15 protein-coding genes and 2 pseudogenes are annotated in these 16,726 nt (G+C 74.4%); 6 read left to right on the top strand and 11 right to left on the bottom strand.

Annotated features, from left to right (window positions below):
* Positions 1 to 10: 10 nt before the first annotated feature.
* The 5 genes and pseudogenes from rsmD to GQ466_RS05520 all read right to left on the bottom strand — a co-directional run bounded on the left by rsmD (position 11) and on the right by GQ466_RS05520 (position 6,657).
* Positions 11 to 583, bottom strand: a complete 573-nt coding sequence (gene rsmD / locus GQ466_RS05535) for a 16S rRNA (guanine(966)-N(2))-methyltransferase RsmD (RefSeq protein WP_337193396.1) — start codon at positions 581 to 583, stop codon at positions 11 to 13.
* Between the two features lie 79 nt (positions 584 to 662).
* The gene (locus GQ466_RS05530; protein ID WP_161101636.1) at positions 663 to 1,649 is read right to left on the bottom strand and encodes a HEAT repeat domain-containing protein; all 987 of its coding nucleotides are present in this window, start codon (positions 1,647 to 1,649) and stop codon (positions 663 to 665) included.
* 178 nt (positions 1,650 to 1,827) lie between these two features.
* Positions 1,828 to 3,492 (bottom strand): annotated as a pseudogene (locus GQ466_RS31335) (ATP-dependent DNA helicase RecG); the annotation flags it as partial.
* A gap of 1,020 nt (positions 3,493 to 4,512) precedes the next feature.
* A pseudogene (locus tag GQ466_RS33080) lies at positions 4,513 to 5,040 on the bottom strand (OB-fold nucleic acid binding domain-containing protein); the annotation flags it as partial.
* Positions 5,041 to 5,061: 21 nt separating this feature from the next.
* Entirely contained in the window at positions 5,062 to 6,657 is a 1,596-nt protein-coding gene (locus GQ466_RS05520) for a DAK2 domain-containing protein (RefSeq protein ID WP_161101634.1), read from the bottom strand.
* Between the two features lie 220 nt (positions 6,658 to 6,877).
* On the opposite strand from GQ466_RS05520, the gene rpmB reads away from it, so the two are divergent.
* Positions 6,878 to 7,072 carry a 50S ribosomal protein L28 gene (gene rpmB, locus GQ466_RS05515; RefSeq protein ID WP_103563682.1) on the top strand — a complete coding sequence of 65 codons (195 nt, stop codon included), beginning with the start codon at positions 6,878 to 6,880 and terminating at the stop codon, positions 7,070 to 7,072.
* Positions 7,073 to 7,136: 64 nt separating this feature from the next.
* Here rpmB and GQ466_RS05510 read toward each other — a convergent pair whose 3' ends face one another.
* The 4 genes from GQ466_RS05510 to GQ466_RS05495 all read right to left on the bottom strand — a co-directional run bounded on the left by GQ466_RS05510 (position 7,137) and on the right by GQ466_RS05495 (position 9,921).
* The gene (locus GQ466_RS05510; RefSeq protein ID WP_161101633.1) at positions 7,137 to 7,346 is read right to left on the bottom strand and encodes a hypothetical protein; all 210 of its coding nucleotides are present in this window, start codon (positions 7,344 to 7,346) and stop codon (positions 7,137 to 7,139) included.
* 101 nt (positions 7,347 to 7,447) lie between these two features.
* Positions 7,448 to 8,257, bottom strand: coding sequence for a bifunctional hydroxymethylpyrimidine kinase/phosphomethylpyrimidine kinase (gene thiD / locus GQ466_RS05505; RefSeq protein ID WP_161101632.1), 810 nt, complete (start codon positions 8,255 to 8,257; stop codon positions 7,448 to 7,450).
* 19 nt (positions 8,258 to 8,276) lie between these two features.
* Complete coding sequence (locus GQ466_RS05500) at positions 8,277 to 8,867, bottom strand: cellulose binding domain-containing protein (protein WP_161101631.1); 591 nt, start codon at positions 8,865 to 8,867, stop codon at positions 8,277 to 8,279.
* Between the two features lie 115 nt (positions 8,868 to 8,982).
* The gene (locus GQ466_RS05495) at positions 8,983 to 9,921 is read right to left on the bottom strand and encodes a thiamine-phosphate kinase (RefSeq protein WP_161101630.1); all 939 of its coding nucleotides are present in this window, start codon (positions 9,919 to 9,921) and stop codon (positions 8,983 to 8,985) included.
* A gap of 118 nt (positions 9,922 to 10,039) precedes the next feature.
* Between GQ466_RS05495 and GQ466_RS05490 the strand changes: the two genes are divergently transcribed.
* The 4 genes from GQ466_RS05490 (at position 10,040) to GQ466_RS05475 (ending at position 12,466) form a co-directional block, all read left to right on the top strand.
* Positions 10,040 to 10,273 carry an Lrp/AsnC family transcriptional regulator gene (locus GQ466_RS05490; protein ID WP_161101629.1) on the top strand — a complete coding sequence of 78 codons (234 nt, stop codon included), beginning with the start codon at positions 10,040 to 10,042 and terminating at the stop codon, positions 10,271 to 10,273.
* Positions 10,266 to 10,730 carry a DUF3515 domain-containing protein gene (locus tag GQ466_RS05485; protein ID WP_337193331.1) on the top strand — a complete coding sequence of 155 codons (465 nt, stop codon included), beginning with the start codon at positions 10,266 to 10,268 and terminating at the stop codon, positions 10,728 to 10,730. The genes GQ466_RS05490 and GQ466_RS05485 overlap by 8 nt, the downstream gene beginning before the upstream one ends.
* Positions 10,731 to 10,753: 23 nt before the next feature.
* Complete coding sequence (locus GQ466_RS05480) at positions 10,754 to 11,518, top strand: hypothetical protein (RefSeq protein ID WP_161101628.1); 765 nt, start codon at positions 10,754 to 10,756, stop codon at positions 11,516 to 11,518.
* Between the two features lie 105 nt (positions 11,519 to 11,623).
* Positions 11,624 to 12,466, top strand: a complete 843-nt coding sequence (locus GQ466_RS05475) for a lipase family protein (RefSeq protein WP_161101627.1) — start codon at positions 11,624 to 11,626, stop codon at positions 12,464 to 12,466.
* 52 nt (positions 12,467 to 12,518) lie between these two features.
* Here the strand turns inward: GQ466_RS05475 and GQ466_RS05470 are convergent, their stop codons facing one another.
* Positions 12,519 to 13,733: a zinc-dependent alcohol dehydrogenase gene (locus GQ466_RS05470; RefSeq protein WP_161101626.1), complete on the bottom strand. Its 1,215-nt coding sequence runs from the start codon at positions 13,731 to 13,733 to the stop codon at positions 12,519 to 12,521.
* Positions 13,734 to 13,824: 91 nt separating this feature from the next.
* Positions 13,825 to 14,841: an SDR family oxidoreductase gene (locus GQ466_RS05465; RefSeq protein WP_161101625.1), complete on the bottom strand. Its 1,017-nt coding sequence runs from the start codon at positions 14,839 to 14,841 to the stop codon at positions 13,825 to 13,827.
* 105 nt (positions 14,842 to 14,946) lie between these two features.
* Here GQ466_RS05465 and GQ466_RS05460 point away from each other — a divergent pair, with 105 nt between their 5' ends.
* Positions 14,947 to 16,716, top strand: coding sequence for a thiamine pyrophosphate-binding protein (locus GQ466_RS05460; RefSeq protein ID WP_161101624.1), 1,770 nt, complete (start codon positions 14,947 to 14,949; stop codon positions 16,714 to 16,716).
* The last annotated feature ends 10 nt before the right edge of the window (positions 16,717 to 16,726 follow it).

The raw sequence follows: 16,726 nt of genomic DNA, 5'->3' as shown, positions 1-16,726 counted from the left end.
GAACGAACGATCAACCCGTGGCGCGCCCGTACCGGAAGACGGCCTCGCCGTAGCGGCGGTCGCGCTCGGCGGCGTACCCGTCCGGCCAGACCTGTTCGGGGCCGCGCGCGGAGCGTTCGAGCACGACCAACGCGCCGTCCGCGAGCCAGCCGTTGTCGCGCAGCGCGGCCAGCAGGTCCAGGACGGCCGCGTCGGCGAGCGCGTACGGCGGGTCGGCGAACACGAGGTCGTAGGGGGCGCCCGGGGCGCGGCGGACGACGCGCTCCACCCGGTCGGCGACGACCTCCGCGCCGGGCAGGCCGAGCGCGGCGGCGTTCTGCCGCACGACCTTCACCGCGCGCGGATGGGACTCGACCAGCAGCGCGTGCGCGGCGCCGCGCGACAGCGCCTCAAGGCCGACCGCGCCGGACCCGGCGTACAGGTCGGCGGCGCGCAGCCCGTCCAGCGGGCCGAGCAGGGCGCCGATCGTCGCGAACAGGCCCTCGCGGGCGCGGTCGCTGGTGGGACGGGTGTCGCGCCCGGCCGGGACGGCCAGCCGCCGTCCGCCCGCGCTGCCCGCGATGACCCTGCTCATGCCGTGAATCTTAGAGAGAACACAGAGCGGGCGAGGCGTCCCCACCCCAGGGCGCCCCGCCCGCGGCTCTGCGGTCAGGCCCGCGGCGTCATGCCAGCGCCCAGCGGGCCTGCGTGCGGACCCCGGGGTCGGGGTCGTTGAGGGTCTCGGTCAGCGCGGTCACCGCGCTGGGGACCTCGCCCGCCCACTGCTCCAGCGACTGGACGGCGGCGCGCCGCACGTCCACGATCGTGTCGCGCAGCGCGCGGACGAGGGCGGGCACGGCGGTGTCGGGATCGGCCGAGCCGAGCGCCAGCGCCGCGCGGCGCCGGACCTGCCAGCTCCCGTGCCCGAGCGCGGCGACGACGCGCGCGTCCAGCGGTTCGGGCACGCCGAGCGCGGCGGCGGCGTCGAGCGCGGCCATCCGCACCACGGCGTCGTGGTCGTCCAGCAGGTGGGCGAGCGTGCTCAGCGGGACGCCGGCGGCGGCGGGCTCGGCGAGCCGCGCCAGCCCGTCCACCACGGCGACGCGGACGTCGCGGGACGGGTCGTCGGCGGCCTGCGCCGTCTCGGCGACGGCGCGCAGCGCGACCAGCCCGAGGACGGCCTGGACGCGGATCTGCACCTCGTCGTCGGCCAGCCCCTGCGCGTACAGCTCCAGCGCGGCGCCGACGAGCCGACCGAGCAGCATCGACGCGGACTCGCGGGTCTGCGCGTCCAGGCCGCGCCCGGCGGCCAGGTGCAGCGCGGCCACGCCCTCCTCGCCGAGGAACAGCTCGGGCAGGCCGTGCAGGAGGCGGGCGGCCAGGCGGCGGACCTCGGGGTCGTCGTCGCTCAGTGCCCAGGCCAGCGCGTCGCCGGTGGCGCGCGACGCGGTGCCGCGCCGGACGGACCGGCCGAGCACCCGCAGCGCGGCGGCGCGGACCTCGGGTTCGCGGTCGGCGAGGTAGGGCCGCAGGTCGTCCAGGCCAGGGTCGGCGAGGCGGTGCAGTTCGATGACGCGGTCGAGCAGGCCGGGCGCGCGGTGCTCACGGGTTTCGGGCCGCTCGTGGCGGTGGCGGCGGCGGGCGGTGCGGGTGCGGTCGATCAGGGTCATGGTGGGTCTCCGGGTAGCCGTCGGATCCGGTCGGTCGGTGCGGGATCAGCGACGGGAACACAGGTCGCTCGCCTGCCGCCGGAGGTCCACGTGGCGGCGGGCGGTCAGGAGCTCGTTCGGAGTCACATGTTCATGATGACGCCTCGCCCGACCTTAGTCAACCAAATAAGTAGGATTACTAGGCTTTTTCGAGGAACCCGGCGCGCTCCTCGTCCAGCAGCGCCGCCAGCTCCGCCGCGAGCCCCGGATGCCGCGCCAGCTCCGGATCGTCGGCGACCAGCGCGGACGCCGCGTCGCGGGCGGCGTTGATGACGTCCTCGTCGCGCAGCAGCGTCAGCAGCCGCAGGCTGGACGACCGGCCCGCCTGCGCGGCGCCCAGCACGTCGCCCTCCCGGCGCTGCTCCAGGTCGAGGCGCGACAGCTTGAACCCGTCCGTCGTGGACGCCACCGCGTCCAGCCGCTCCCGCGCCTTACTTCCCGGCTCGGCGTCCGTCACCAGCAGGCACAACCCCGGCAGCCCGCCGCGCCCGACCCGGCCGCGCAACTGGTGGAGCTGGGACACGCCGAACCGGTCGGCGTCCATGATGACCATCACGGTGGCGTTCGGGACGTCCACGCCGACCTCGATGACGGTGGTGGCCAGCAGGACGTCCAGCTCGCCCGCCGTGAAGCGCGCCATGACGGCGTCCTTCTCGTCCGGGACGAGCCGCCCGTGCAGCACCCCGATCCGCAGACCGGGCAGCAGGTCGTCCAGCTTGGGCAGCAGATCCATGATCCCGAGCGGAGACCGCCGCTCCCCGTCGTCCAAGGGGACATCACCCTCATCCCCGTCCCCAATGCGCGGACAAACAAGATAAATCTGCCGCCCCCCGCGCGCCTCCTCCGCGATCCGCTCCCACACGCGAGCGAGGAAGTTCGGCTTCTCCGGCGGCACGACGACGGTCTGGATGCCCGCCCGCCCCGCCGGAAGCTGCCCGAGCACGGACGTCTCCAGATCCCCGAACACGGTCATCGCCACAGTGCGCGGAATCGGCGTGGCCGTCATGACCAGAACATGAGGCCGCCCAGCGCCGCCCTTCTCCCGCAACGCGTCACGCTGCTCCACCCCGAACCGATGCTGCTCGTCCACCACGACGAGCCCGAGATCGGCGAACGCCACCTTCTCCTGCAACAGCGCATGCGTCCCGACGACGATCCCCGCCGCCCCCGACGCGACGTCCAGCAACGCCGCCCGCCGCGCCTTGGCCCCGAGCGACCCGGTCACGAGCGCGACCCGCGTCGCCCTCTCCGCCCCGCCGATCTCCCCCGCCCGCCCGAGATCCCCGAGCATCGACTGGATCGACCGGAAATGCTGCTGCGCGAGCACCTCCGTCGGCGCGAGCAACGCCGCCTGCCCACCCCCGTCCACCACCTGCAACATCGCCCGAACCGCCACAATCGTGTTGTGGGTGGGCGTCCAGCCGTCGGTCACGTACTGGCGGTCGGGATGCGCGACGGAGATGCACTGCACCTCTTTGCGCCCGACGTACTCGATGGCGCGGATCGCCTTGCGGCGACGCTCGTACTTCGACCGCCGCCGGAGCCTTTCCGCCTTGCGGGCCAGGCGGAAAGGCGGGACGTCGTTCGGAAGCGCGACGCTCGTCAGCCAGTACGGCCGGCCGACCTTCGTGACCTGCCGGCAACGCGCGTACCCGCCGAGCGACCGGACGAGCCACGCGACGTCCTCGGCCAGGCGCCGCGACGCCGAGCAGAAGCTGACATCGCGGCCCTCCGCCCGGAGCGTCCCGTCCGTGTCCAGCAGCCCTTGCAGGAGCGCGTGCCGGTCCTTCACCGGCGCGGCGAGGTATCCGGCCGGGACGAACTTCTCATAGGCCCCGAGCCCGTAGACGCCGAGCGCGCGGAGGGCGGCGATGAGCGGGTTGCCCGCGCCGCGCCGCTCGCCGAGGATCTGCCAGTCCAGCGGCCGGTCCTTCTTCTGCCGCATATGGCATTCCGGCGGGATGAGATCGGCGACCGCCCGCACGATCTCGTCGTCCGCCGTCGAGATCTCGACCCGGCCGTACTTCGCGCTGCCGTCGCCGAGCAGGAGGCCGAGGAGGTACGGCGGCACCGGACGCGCGTCGAGGCCGTCCAGCTCCGGTGCCTCGACGAGCGGCAGGTACCACTTGCTGCCCCCGTTGCGCCGGTGCAGGTCCTGCCGGAGTTCGCGGGTCGTCAGGACCTTCAGGGGCGAGCCGCGATGCCAGCCGGTGTCGGTCTTCACGGGCCACAGGTGCTCGTCGTCGCACTCGACCCGCGTGCCGTCGGACATGACCAGCGCGTACACGTCGCGCGTTCCCTGCGGGAAGACGCCCGTGACGACCGTGACCTCGCCGGACGGCGTGACGACCTCGTCCCCCACCGCCATCTCGCCCATCGGGCGGAACCCGCGCGGCGTGAGCACCGGCGCGTCGAGCGGCTGCGCCTTGCCGGCTCCGACGTCGCCCTGGAGGAGACGGTGCATGGGGTGGGAGCGGGTGAGGTCGGCGGCGATCTCGGCGCCGACCGCTCGCTGGCCTTCGGTGAGGGTGAAGGGGAGTTGGCGGTCGAAGGCGTCCAGGAGGCCGTCGGGGGTCGCGGGGCGCGGGACGGCCGGGAGGGCGGCGGCGGCGCGACGGCGCTGGGCCAGGGCGATCTGGACGACGAAGGCCTCGTCCCACTTGAGGCGGTTGCGGGCGCGGGCGAGTTCTTCCCAGGCCTTCGGGCGGTGGATGCCCTCGTAGGCTTCGGCGAGGCCGATCAGGTTGCGGGACGCAAGCAGGTCGGCGGGCATCGGGTCCGGGCCGAGGTCGACGCGGTTGAGCGCGACCTCGATGGACTTGCCGATCGTCTCGATGTCCAGGCCCTTGGTGGACGGGTAGATCGAAATGATCTCGTCCGCCCACTCCTGCGCCGCCTCTTCGCCCGCGCGGTCGGGGACGACCTTGTACTGCGGGTGGGCGAGCTGGCGGCGGGGGCGGCCGGAGCGCGGGCGGTAGGTGCTGATCTTGCCGGCGAACAGGCCGCGCGTGCCGGGCGACAGGTCTTTCTCGGCGCGGTAGGAGCCGCGGCGGCCGAAGAAGCTGAGCGAGAGTTCGCCCGTGCCGTCGGTGACGGTGATCTCCAGGACGTAGCCGGGACTGCGGTTCAGGGAGCGGCCCTGCACTTTCACGACCTCGGCCATGACCGTGACGTGCTCGTCGTCGCGCAGCTCGGCGAGCGGCGTCAGCTCGCCCCGGTGCGCGTAGCGGCGCGGGTAGTGGTGCAGGAGGTCCCCGACCGTGTGCAGGTCGAGGCCCTTGGCGAGCACCTTCGCGGTCTTGTCCCCGATGACTTTGTGCAGCGGCTCGTCGAGATTCGGCACGTCGTCCATTCAAGCCCATCCCGGGGACGGTCACTCCACGCCGACGAGCAGCGGGTAGAGGACCTGGCCGCCGTCGTACACGCCGACCTCGACGTCCGGGTGGCGGTCGCGCAGGTGGTCCTCGAGGACGCCGACGAGCCCGGCGGCGGCGTGGACGCCCCCGATCAGCGTCACGAGTTCGCCGCCGCCCGACAGCATCCGGTCCAGGACGCTGCGCGCGGCGGTCTCCTGGTCGGCGGCGATCAGCGCGACGTCGCCCTCGATGAGGCCGAGGACGTCGCCGGGACGGCACAGCCCGACCGACGTCATCGCCTCCTCCCCCGCGATCTGCAACTGCCCGAAGCGGGTCGCGCCCGCCGCGCGGGTCATCGCGATGACGTCCTCGCCGAAGCGGCGCAGCGGGTCGTGGACGGCCAGCGCCGCGAGTCCCTGCACCGACGCCTTGGTCGGGACGACCGCGATGCGCGCCCCGGCGTCGCGGGCGCGTTCGGCGGCGGCCTCGGCGAGCGCGAGGACCTCGGGCTCGTTGGGCAGGACGGCCACCTCGTCGCCCGCCGCGAGGATCGCCTCGGCGAGGACGGCGAGCGGCGGGACCGCGCCCGGCTCGCGCCGCACGACCCGCGCCCCGCAGCTCTCGAACAGCGCGGCGAGGCCCCCGGCGGCGGTGACGGCGACGACGGCGCGTCCGGCGTGCGGTCCTGGGCGGTGCGCGGCGTCGTCGTCGGGCGGCGGCGCGTGCAGGTACGTCACGCGGACGCGGTGCGGTCGGCCCGCCGCGAGCCCCGCCTCGATCGCGGCCCCCGCGTCGTCGACGTGGACGTGGACGTTCCACAGCCCGTCCCCGCCGACGACGACGAGCGAGTCGCCGAGCCCGTCCAGGGTCTCGCGCAGCGCGGGGACGGCGGCGTCGGCGGCGTCGAGCAGGTACATGACCTCGTAGCCGGGCACGGGCGAGGGCGCGGCGGGCTCGGCGCGGACGATCCCGGGCACCCGCGCCGGGACGTCGTAGTGCTCGGGGTACTCGTCGGTGACGACGGCGACGAGAGCGTCCAGAACGACGCAGAGTCCGGCCGCCCCCGCGTCCACGACCCCGGCGGACGCGAGCGCGCCGAGCTGGCGCGGCGTCTCGCGCAGGGCCCGGCGCGCGTCGGCGGCGGCGGCCCGGACGGCGTCGGCCAGCAGCGCCTCCCGCCTCGCCGCCGCGGCGGCGAGGACGCTGAGGATCGTCCCCTCGACCGGATGCTCCACCGACCGCCGCGCCAGGTCGGACGCGTGGCGCAGCGCGGCGCCGAACGCGGGGCCGTCGGCGGGCCCGGCGTCGGCGAGCCGGTCGGCGAGGCCGCGCAGGACCTGGCTGAGGATCACGCCGGAGTTGCCGCGCGCGGCGAGCAGCGCGCCGCGCGCGAGGGCGCGCCAGGTCTCGGCGGTGCCGGCGGCGGGGACCGCGTCGAGGGCGTCGGCGGCGCCGAGGACGGTCAGGTGCAGGTTCGTGCCGGTGTCACCGTCGGGCACCGGGAAGACGTTGAGGGCGTCCAGGTCGCCGCGCACGCCGCCGAGGGCGTCGGCGGCGAGCCGGCACCAGCGCCGCACCGCGGCCCCGTCGAGAACGCCGAGGACCTCGCCCACTCTCGCTCCCTCCCGCGCCGGTTCCGCTCGTGTACCCCCGCGTTCCCCTCTGTACCGCGCCGGACGTGCCGGGGGGAAGCGGGAACGTGCCGATTCGCGTCGCGGTCCCGGGGTCGGCTAGTCTGGTCCGTGCGCCTCGTCCGAGGCGCCGCTGCGAGCATCCCGGCGACGACCGTCGGCCCGCTCGCCCTCACTGCTTCGACACCCACTTGGAGTTTCCGTGGCTTCCGTCTGCGACGTCTGCGGCAAGGGACCCGGTTTCGGCATGCGCGTCTCCCACTCGCACCGCCGCACCCCGCGCCGCTGGAACCCCAACATCCAGCGCGTCCGCGCCGTCGTGAACGGCGGGACCAAGCGGATCAACGCGTGCACGTCGTGCATCAAGGCGGGCAAGGTCACCAAGCCGTCCGTCTGACCGATACGTCCGCACCGGCCCCGTCGACCTTCGGTCCGGGGCCGGTTGTCGTGTTCCCGGGCGTTCACGGGTAGGAGACGAGCCGGACGCCCGGCGCGGTGTCGGCCGGGGGCGGGGTGACCTTGGCGGGCGCGGGGCCGCCGTCCCGGCCGAGCAGCCCGGCGTCGTGGGCGAGCAGGCCGAACACCGACGCGCAGGCGAGCAGCAGCAGGGCCAGCACGATCACCGCGAGCCGCGTCGGCCGCCCGGTGCCCGCGTGCGCCTCGTCCAGCATTGCTCTCCGCCCTTCCCGCCGGATTCGCCCGGCCCGGGGCATCATGGCACGAACAGCATGTTACTGGCACGGAACTGTCCGTCAGTGCGTAAATCCGGCGGTCAGCCGGGACGTTCCGCGCGGATTCGCCACCCGTGGTCGACCGGGCCGATGCCCGCGCCGAGCGGGAACCCGGCGGCGATCGCGCCGGTGACGTACTCCTTGGCGCGCGCGACGGCGGTGGGGACGTCCGCGCCGAGCGCCAGGTGGGACGCGAGGGCGGACGCGAGCGTGCAGCCCGTCCCGTGGGTGTGCCGGTTGTCGTGGCGGGGCGCGGTGAAGCGGTACTCGCGTTCGCCGTCGAACAGCAGGTCGGCGGGCTCGCCGGGCAGGTGGCCGCCCTTGACGAGCACCCAGGCGGGACCGAGCGCCTTGACCGCCTCGGCGGCGGGGCGCAGGCCGGTCTCGTCCACGACCTTGACGCCGGTGAGCTGCTCGACCTCCCACAGGTTCGGCGTGACGACGGTCGCGACCGGCAGCAGGACGTTCCGTACGGCGTCCACCGCCGACGGCTGCAACAGCGCGTCACCGTGCTTGGACACCCCGACCGGGTCCACGACGACAGGCGCCGCGACGTCCGCGAGCACGTCCGCGACGGTCTCGACCAGCGCGGCGGACGCGAGCATCCCGGTCTTCACCGCGTGGACGCCGATGTCGGACAGCACCGAGTCGAGCTGCGCGCGGACGGCCTCGGGCGGCAGTTCCCAGTACCCCTGGACGCCGACGGAGTTCTGCGCGGTGACGGCGGCGACGACGCTCATCCCGTGGACGCCGAGCGCGAGCATCGTCTTCAGGTCGGCCTGGATCCCGGCGCCGCCGCCGGAGTCGGAACCGGCGACCGAGAGGACGAGCGGCGGCGAGTTCTGCGGCATACCGCCCACTTTACGGGGATCAGATCCGATCGCAGGTGACCCGGTTGAGGACGCAGGTCGACGGGCTGTGCGGCGCGCCCGTCGCGCGGAACACGACCCGGACCGACGCGCCGGGCTCCAGCGCGGGCGCCGTCCCGGGACTGCGCACCCACGCCCGCCTGCCGAGCGCGACGACCTCCGCGCCCGTCGCGGACACCACGCGCGCCTTCGGGATGGTGAACGCCAGCGCCCACCGCCGGACGGCCCGTTCGCCCCGGTTGGTGACGGTGACGCTCGCGGTGAACGCCCCGGCCTGCCGCTTCAGCAGTGCGAAGTCGACGACGAGCCCGTCGGCGCGGGCGCTGCGGCGGCGCTGGGAGACCTGGCTGTCGTGGATGCCCTGGGCCTTCGGCTCGCGCGCGGGCGGGGCGAAGTTCAGCGAGATCTGCTTGGTGCTGTAGGCGTAGGAGACGACGCCGATCGCGATCGTGAGGGCGAGGATCGGGAGCAGGGGGACGGGGACGCGCCGTCGCGGGCGCTCGTCCGCGGGGGGCTGCGGCGGCGGCAGTGCCGCGTCGTCGCCGGGCGGCGGGTCGTCGTCCGGTTCCCCGAATCTGGTGTGTCGTCCCATCCCGTTCCTCATCGCGATCAGAGGATGTATACCAAAGCCGCCTCAACCCTGCCTACCGGATGAGGAATCGCGCAGCCCACCGCGCTCCCGGCTTCATACCCCCAAATCACCCCGGCTACCTGGGACGACGCGGGAAATGATCCCAGCCGCCGCCGTCGAACGGGCGCCCGTCCACGCGGACTCCGGAACCCTCGGCGACGCGGCCGATCGCCGTCCACGCGGCGGGGACGCGGCCGGGCGGGAACGCGGCGGCGAACCCGTGGTCCTCCCCGCCGGTGAGGACGTGCCGGACCCCGTCCGCGCCGAGCACGGCCGGGACGGGCAGCGCGGCCGTGTCGATCTCGACGCGCACGCCGGACGCCGCCGCGACGTGTCCGAGGTCGCGCACGAGGCCGTCGCTGACGTCGATGAGCGCCGTCGCGCCCGCCGCCCGCGCCTCCGCGCCCGCTTCGTAGGGCGGCCGGGGGCGGCGGTGCGCGGCGAGCAGTTCGGCCGGGCCGGACGCGCCGCGCTCCAGCAGGTCGAGCCCGGCGGCGGAGAACCCGAGCGCGCCCCGGACCGCGACGACGTCGCCGGGCCGCGCGCCGGAGCGGGTGAGCGGCGGCGCGCCGCCGAGGTCGCCGAGCGCGGTGATCGCGAGCGTGACCGCGTCGGCGCCCACGACGTCGCCGCCGACGATGGACGCGCCCGCCGCCGCGCACTCGGCGGCGAGCCCCGCGTACAGGTCCTCGGCCCACGCGGCGGGCGTCTCGGGCGGCAGCGCGAGCCCGACGAGCAGCGCGGTGGGCCGCGCGCCCATCGCGACGACGTCGGCGAGGTTCTGCGCGGCGGCCTTGTGCCCGATGTCGGCGGGCCCGGACCAGTCGCGGCGGAAGTGGCGGCCCTCGACCAGGAGATCGGCGGTGGCGACGACGCGGCCGTCGGGCGCGGCGACCACGGCGGCGTCGTCGCCGGGCCCGAGCGCGACCGCCGGCGCCTGCGGCAGGCCCCGGGTGAGCCGGGCGATCAGCCCGAACTCGCCGAGGTCGCCGACCCGTTCGACCGCCCCGCCCATCTCGCCCCGATTCCCGGTTATGTCCCGTGTGACCGCCTTCGACCCCGGGGGGCCGCAGTGGCGCACAACACGATACGGTGACCGTCCGACCGTTGAATCTCCGCCCGGGGAGGACGTGATGGTGCAGGCCTACATCCTCATCCAGACCGAGGTGGGCAGGGCTGCCGACGTCGCGGACCAGATCTCCGGGATCGCGGGCGTGATCAAGGCGGAGGACGTCACCGGCCCGTACGACGTGATCGTGCGCGCCGAGGCCCGGGACGTGGACGAGCTGGGCAAGCTCGTCGTCTCGCGCGTTCAGCGGATCGAGGGCATCACCCGGACTCTGACCTGCCCGATCGTCCGTGTCTGAGCGGAGGACCCGCGCGTTCCTGGCCGTCCCGCTGCTGGCGACGACCCTCGCGGGGTGCGGCGCGGGAGCGGTCGCGGTGCCCGTCCCGGCGGCGGACGCGACGACGACCCGGTTGTGCGAGGGGCTGCGGCTGCCCGAGCGCGTCCACGGCGAGAAGCTGCGCGGCACCTCGCCCGCGTCGCCGCTGACGGCCGCGTGGGGGTCGCCCGCGATCGCGCTGCGCTGCGGGGTGCCGCTCCCGGCGGGGCTGCGGCCGACGTCCCAGCTCCAGGACATCAACGGCCTGTCGTGGTTCGGGGTCCCGGCCGACCGTCCGGTCACCTGGACGGCCGTGGGACGCCAGGCGTACGTCGAGGTGACCGTCCCGCCGAAGTACGCGCCGCCCGGCGACGTGCTCATCGAACTCGGCGAGGCGATCGCGGCGACGATTCCCGCCAAGCCGGAGGGGCGGCTTTAAACGGTCCGGCTACGCTGGCGGCGATGGGCGTGGACTGGGTCAGGATGCGACCGCTGCCGGGCGTTCCCCGCGCCGTGCTCGACGATCTGGTCGAGGCGCAGGCCGACTGGTACGCGGCGTCCGGGGCGCTGCCCGACGATCTGCGGCATCTGCCCGTCCCGCCCAAGCCGCGCGCCGACCCGGCCGAGCTGCGCCGCCATGTCGCGCGGGACGGCACGTCGAGCTTCCGCGTCGCGGCGTTCGCGCTGAACCCGGTGTTCCCGGCCGAGTGGCGCCGCGCGGCGTTCCGCACCCACCTCCCCGGCGACCTGGCCCGGCGGCTGCGCGGCTGGACGCGGCATCGCGCCGAGGTGCGGGCCGGACGGCACCGTCCCTACCTGCGGGCCTGGCACGCGCACGTGACCGTCCGCAACCTGGTGGACGAGTGGACGCCGCTGCGCGAGCGCGCGTTCGAGGCCCGGGACCGGACCAGCGCGTGGGCGGTCCGGCCGGAGCTGGCGGAGATCCGGGAGCGGATCCTCGCGCTGCCCGTCCCGCAGCCGCCGCCCCCGCCGCGCTGGGACGACCCGCCCGCCGCCGGCCTGCCGCTGCCGTTCGAGGTCGCGCCGTTCGCGGCGCTGGCGCGCGAGTGGAACCGCCGCGTCCCGCGCGGGCAGAAGGCGTACGTGACGCCGCCGGTCGGGTTCGCGTCGTTCCTGGCCGCCGCCGTGGACGACGCGTGGCTCGACGCCTGCCTGGCCTGGCTGGACGACGCGGTCCGCGACGGATGCGGCGTCCTGCTCTGGTGACACCCGGCTTGCCATTCGGTGAGTCATTTGTCGCGACAGCGATAATCCCACTGTGGGTAATTATCCGATAGCGACATGTCATCAGGAAGAGACGGAGGCCACGTGATGCACGTGATCCCCTTCGATCGCTCCCGGCTCCCGTTCGCGCGCCACCTCGCCGAGGCGGCGCGGCTCGCCTACAAGGAACCCGGCGCGGTGCGGCGGCAGGCCGCCGCGTGGGGCTATTCCGACGTGCGGACCTTCTGCGTCCCGCACCAGGTGCCCTTCCCGCTGGAGGACACGCAGGCGTTCGCGATGGGGAACGCGGAGACGGTCGTCGTGGCGTTCCGGGGCACCGAGCCCGGCGAACTGCGCGACTGGCTGACCGACTGCGGCGCCCTCATGGTGCCGTACTCGTGCGGCGACGGAATGGTCCACCTCGGGTTCGAGCAGGCGCTGGACGCGGTGTGGCCGCAGATCCTCACGGCCGTCCGCGAACTGCGCACCGGAGACCAGAAACTGTGGTTCACCGGCCACAGCCTCGGCGGCGCCCTCGCGATGCTGGCGGCGGCGCGGATGTACTTCGCCGATCCGCGGCTGCTCGCGGACGGCGTCTACACGTTCGGGCAGCCCCGGACGTGCGACCCGGTCCTCGCCCGCGCCTACGACACGGCGTTCAAGGGGCGGATGTTCCGGTTCGTCAACAACAGCGACATCGTGCCGAAGCTCCCGCCCGACCCGCTGTACCGGCACGTGGCGCTGGAGCAGTACTTCGACGCGTCGGGGCGGCTGCTCCCCCGTCCGCCGTCGCTGCTCGTCCGGGTGTGCGACGCGCTGCGCGGCCATCTGCGCAGCCCGGCGTCGTTCGGCGTGGACGCGTTCCGCGACCACGGCATCGGCGCCTACATCACCTGCCTGGCGGCCAACGCCGAACCCGCCCACGAGGCGGACCTCCCCCGGGCCGCGTGAGCCCGGCGGCGGCGCGCCGGGGCACCGCGCCCCGGCCCGCCGGGCACCGGCGTCACCCGGCGACCTCCAGGGACACCTTCGTCCAGCCGGGCTCGCGCCGGTCGAACGCCTCGAACGCGTCCAGGACGTGCGGCAGCGCCTCCTGCTGCGTGATGATCGTCGTCGGGTCGGCGGCCCCGGTGGCGATCTTGGACAGCAGGCCCGGCACGTAGCGGCGGTGGTTGCAGTTCCCCGCCTGGACGGTCAGGTTCCGGTTCATCATCGTCCCGATCGGGAACCGGTCGAAGCCGGGCGGGTACACGCCGACGATGCCGATCGTCCCGGCCTTCGCGACCGCGTCCACGGCCCAGCGGATCGCCTGGCTCGGCGCGTCGCCGGGCCGCCACAGGTCGCCCTGGACGTTCGTCTCGGGCGCCGCGACGTGCACCTCCGCGTCGTACTGCTCGATGTGCTCGCCGGCCGGACCGGCGGCGGGTCCGCCGGACGGGCGCTGCGCGTCCACGCCGACCGCGTCGATGACCCGGTCCGCGCCGATGCCGCCCGTCATGTCCTTGATCGAGGTGACGGGGTCCTCGGCGTTGAAGTCGATCGTCTCGGCGTTCTGCAGCCGGGCCGTCTCCAGCCGGTCGGCGTTGCCGTCCACGATGAGGACGCGGCCCGCGCCCTGCATCCGCGCCGACAGCGCGGCGAGCTGCCCGACCGGCCCGGCGCCGAAGATCGCGACGACGTCGCCGGGCGTCACCTGCGCGAGCCGCGCCCCGAACCACGCGGTCGGGAAGATGTCGCTGACCATCAGCGCCTGCTCGTCGGTCACCCCGGGCGGGATCGGGACGATGTTGGTGTGCGCGAACGGCACCCGCGCGTACTCGGCCTGCAACCCGTCGAACGGCCCGGTCGAGATCGGGCCGCCGTAGAAGGACGTCCCGGCGTCGCGGCCCTGCGGGTTCACCACGTCGCACTGCGCGTAGTAGCCCGCGCGGCAGTAGACGCACCGGCCGCAGCCGAGCGTGGACGGGATCACCACCCGGTCGCCGACGGAGAAGTTGCGCACCTCGGGCCCCAGCTCCTCCACGACGCCGACGGCCTCGTGGCCGAGGATCGTCCCGGGCCGCATCCCCGGCATCGTGCCGCGCACGAAGTGCAGGTCGGTGCCGCAGATCGCGCTCCCGGTGATCCGGACGATCGCGTCCGCGGGCTCCTGGAGCTTCGGTTCGGGCACGTCCTCCACGGTGATGTCCCCGACGCCCTGCCAGATCACGGCCTTCATAGCGTTGCCTCCTGGTAAGCGGGTTCAGCGAAGTGCGGCCCCTTGCCAGTGACGCGGCGGCTGACACATGACCGAATCCCGGACGCGCGACTCACCGGGTCCGCAGGTAGGCGGCGCCGCCGACGCCCGCCAGGCCCGCCGCGCCCGCGGCGAGCAGGCCCCGGTGCTCGGACGCCCAGCGCTGGAGGCTGCGCGGGTGCGCGCGGTCGTCGAAGTCGCCGTGCGCGCCGAAGTCGTGGCCGCCGGTGTCGTCGGCGGGCCGCCACAGGTTGGCGGGCGCGTCCGGGTCGGCGGGACGTCCGGTCTGCTGCGAGCCGTAGCCGGTCCGGGCGAGGTAGCGGTCCAGCAGGCCGGGCGCGATCCGGTTCCCGAGGATCGTCCCGACCGTGCTGCCGCCGACCCAGTACTCGCGGCGGCGCGGGTGCGCGGCGGCGTGGACGAGCGCCCGCGCCGCCACCTCCGGCTGGTAGATCGGCGGGACGGGCTGCGGCCGGTCCGGCAGCCGGTTCTCCACCCAGTCGAACTGCGGGGTGTTCACGGCGGGCATGTGGACGATCGTCGTCCGCACGTGCGACCGCCGGTGCAGCAGTTCGGTCCGCACCGACTCGTGCATCCCCTGGACGGCGTGCTTGGCCCCGCAGTACGCCGACTGGAGGGGGATCCCGCGCTTGGCGAGCGCCGAGCCGGTCTGGACGATCGTCCCGCGGTCGCGCGGCAGCATCCGGTCCAGCGCGGCGCGCGTGCCGTGGACGAACCCGAGGTAGGTGACCTCGGTGACGCGGCGGAACTCGTCCGGGTCGATCTCGGTGAAGGGCGCGAACACCGAGGTGAACGCGACGTTGATCCACACGTCGACGGGGCCGAGTTCGGTCTCGACGCGCTCGGCGGCGGCGTCGACCTCCGCGAAGTCGGCGACGTCCACGGGGATGGGCAGCGCGGTGCCGCCCGCGGCCCGGACGTCGCGCGCCGCCGCGCCGAGCCCGGTCGCCCCGCGCGCCAGCAGCGCGACCCGGTCCCCCCGCGCGCCGAGCAGCCGCGCGGTCGCGCGGCCGATGCCGCCGCTCGCCCCGGTCAGGACGACGACGCGCGGCGCTCGCTGCCGAGCCATGAGCTCCACCTTCCTCCCGCCGGACGTGTCCGGGCGGCCTACCCGAGCGCGGCGCGCCCTAACGAACACCGTGTCAAAGGCGATTTCAGGGGCACGGGACCCCACATGGGGAAAATCGCATCGGAAGCGCTGATCGAACGGCTCATCGACTGGGGGGTCGACACGATCTTCGGCCTCCCGGGGGACGGCATCAACGGCATCATGGAGGGCCTGCGCCGGCACAAGGACAAGATCAGGTTCGTGCTCGTCCGGCACGAGGAGGCGGCGGCCTTCATGGCCACCGGCTACGCCAAGGCCACCGGGAAGATCGGCGTGTGCCTGGCGACGTCGGGGCCGGGCGCCGTCCACCTGCTGAACGGGCTCTACGACGCCAAGCTCGACCACACGCCCGTCCTCGCGATCACGGGGATGCAGGAGACGTCCGTCCTCGGCACCGGGTACCAGCAGGAGGTCCACACCGAGCACCTCTTCGCGGACGTCGCGGAGTACAACCTCGTCATCGACAACCCCGCGCAGCTTCCGGGCGTGGTGGACCTCGCCGTCCGGACGGCCCTGGCCCGGCGCGGCGTCGCGCACCTGACGTTCCCGAACGACGTCCAGGTCGCGGACGCCGACGCCGACCCGTACGCGCACGTCGCGCCCGCCCGGCCGCCCGCGACGGCCCCGGTGTTCCTGGAGCCGCCGGGGGTGCCGCGCGCGTCCGACCTGCGCGCCGCCGCGAACGTCCTCAACGACGGGAGCAAGGTCGCGCTGCTCGTCGGCGTCGGCGCGCTGCACGCCCGGGACGAGGTCCTGGCCGTCGCGGACGCGCTCGGCGCGCCGGTGATCAAGACGCTGCCCGGCAAGGCCGTCATCCCGGACGACTCGCCGTTCGCGGTCGGCGGGATCGGCCTGCTCGGCACCCGGCCCGGCGAGGAGCTGATCGAGGAGTGCGACACGCTCTTCATGGTCGGGACGAACTTCCCCTACACCCAGCACCTGCCCGAGCCGGGCAAGGTCCGGGTCGTCCAGCTCGAGGCCGACCCGTCGCGCGCCGGGGCGCGGATGCCCACCGAGGTCCCGATGATCGGCGACGCGAAGGAGGGGTTGGCGGCGCTGCTCCCCCTGCTGGAGCGCAAGAAGAAGCGCGGCCACCTGGAGAAGTTCCAGAAGTCGATGGACAAGTGGCGCAAGGACATGGACGCGCTGGAGAACCCCAAGCGCACGCCGATCGCGCCGCAGTACGTCATGGGCGTGCTGGACGACCTCGCGTCCGACGACGCGATCCTCACCTGCGACAGCGGCACGATCGCGACCTGGGCCGCGCGGCACTGGACGATCCGCGGCGACCGGGGCTTCTACCTGTCGGGCAACCTCGCCACGATGGCGCCCGGCCTGCCGTACTCGATCGCGATCCAGCACGCGTTCCCCGGCCGGCAGGTCATCGCCTACGTCGGCGACGGCGGGTTCTCGATGCTGATGGCGGACTTCATCACCGCCGTCCACCACCGCCTGCCGATCAAGGTGGTCATCAACAACAACAACTCGCTGGGGCAGATCCTCTGGGAGCAGATGGTCCTCGGCTACCCCGAGTTCGGCATCCGGTACTCCGACGAGCCGGTGGCCGACTTCGCCGCCTGGGCGCGGTCGTGCGGCGGCTGCGGGCTGAAGGTCACCGACCCGCGCGACGTGGAGAAGGCCGTGCTGGAGGCGCTGAACCACGACGGCCCCGCGCTGGTGGACGTCCAGGTCGACCCGGACGAGCCGCCGATGCCCGGCAAGATCCAGTACGACCAGGCCAAGAAGTTCGGCAAGGCGTTCCTCAAGGGGCAGCCGCGCCGGTCGTCCATCGCGACGACGCTGTTCAAGGACAAGATCCAGCAGCTCGGGAAGTGACCGGCGGGCA

This window comes from Actinomadura rayongensis (genome assembly GCF_009831215.1).
GTDB classification, from domain to species: domain Bacteria; phylum Actinomycetota; class Actinomycetes; order Streptosporangiales; family Streptosporangiaceae; genus Spirillospora; species Spirillospora rayongensis.
Note: the sequence above shows the minus strand (reverse complement) of the source record. Positions and strands in the feature narration are given on the sequence as shown.

What these genes read in the sequence shown, in the direction of transcription:
- GQ466_RS05480 (WP_161101628.1), top strand. Translation starts at nt 10,754, where the DNA reads ATGGGCGTGGACTGGGTCAGGATGCGACCGCTGCCGGGCGTTCCCCGC.
- GQ466_RS05530 (WP_161101636.1), bottom strand. Translation starts at nt 1,649, where the DNA reads ATGACCCTGATCGACCGCACCCGCACCGCCCGCCGCCGCCACCGCCAC.
- GQ466_RS05460 (WP_161101624.1), top strand. Translation starts at nt 14,947, where the DNA reads ATGGGGAAAATCGCATCGGAAGCGCTGATCGAACGGCTCATCGACTGG.
- GQ466_RS05500 (WP_161101631.1), bottom strand. Translation starts at nt 8,867, where the DNA reads ATGGGACGACACACCAGATTCGGGGAACCGGACGACGACCCGCCGCCC.
- GQ466_RS05510 (WP_161101633.1), bottom strand. Translation starts at nt 7,346, where the DNA reads ATGCTGGACGAGGCGCACGCGGGCACCGGGCGGCCGACGCGGCTCGCG.
- GQ466_RS05465 (WP_161101625.1), bottom strand. Translation starts at nt 14,841, where the DNA reads ATGGCTCGGCAGCGAGCGCCGCGCGTCGTCGTCCTGACCGGGGCGAGC.
- GQ466_RS05495 (WP_161101630.1), bottom strand. Translation starts at nt 9,921, where the DNA reads ATGGGCGGGGCGGTCGAACGGGTCGGCGACCTCGGCGAGTTCGGGCTG.
- thiD (WP_161101632.1), bottom strand. Translation starts at nt 8,257, where the DNA reads ATGCCGCAGAACTCGCCGCCGCTCGTCCTCTCGGTCGCCGGTTCCGAC.
- GQ466_RS05475 (WP_161101627.1), top strand. Translation starts at nt 11,624, where the DNA reads ATGCACGTGATCCCCTTCGATCGCTCCCGGCTCCCGTTCGCGCGCCAC.
- GQ466_RS05470 (WP_161101626.1), bottom strand. Translation starts at nt 13,733, where the DNA reads ATGAAGGCCGTGATCTGGCAGGGCGTCGGGGACATCACCGTGGAGGAC.
- GQ466_RS05490 (WP_161101629.1), top strand. Translation starts at nt 10,040, where the DNA reads ATGGTGCAGGCCTACATCCTCATCCAGACCGAGGTGGGCAGGGCTGCC.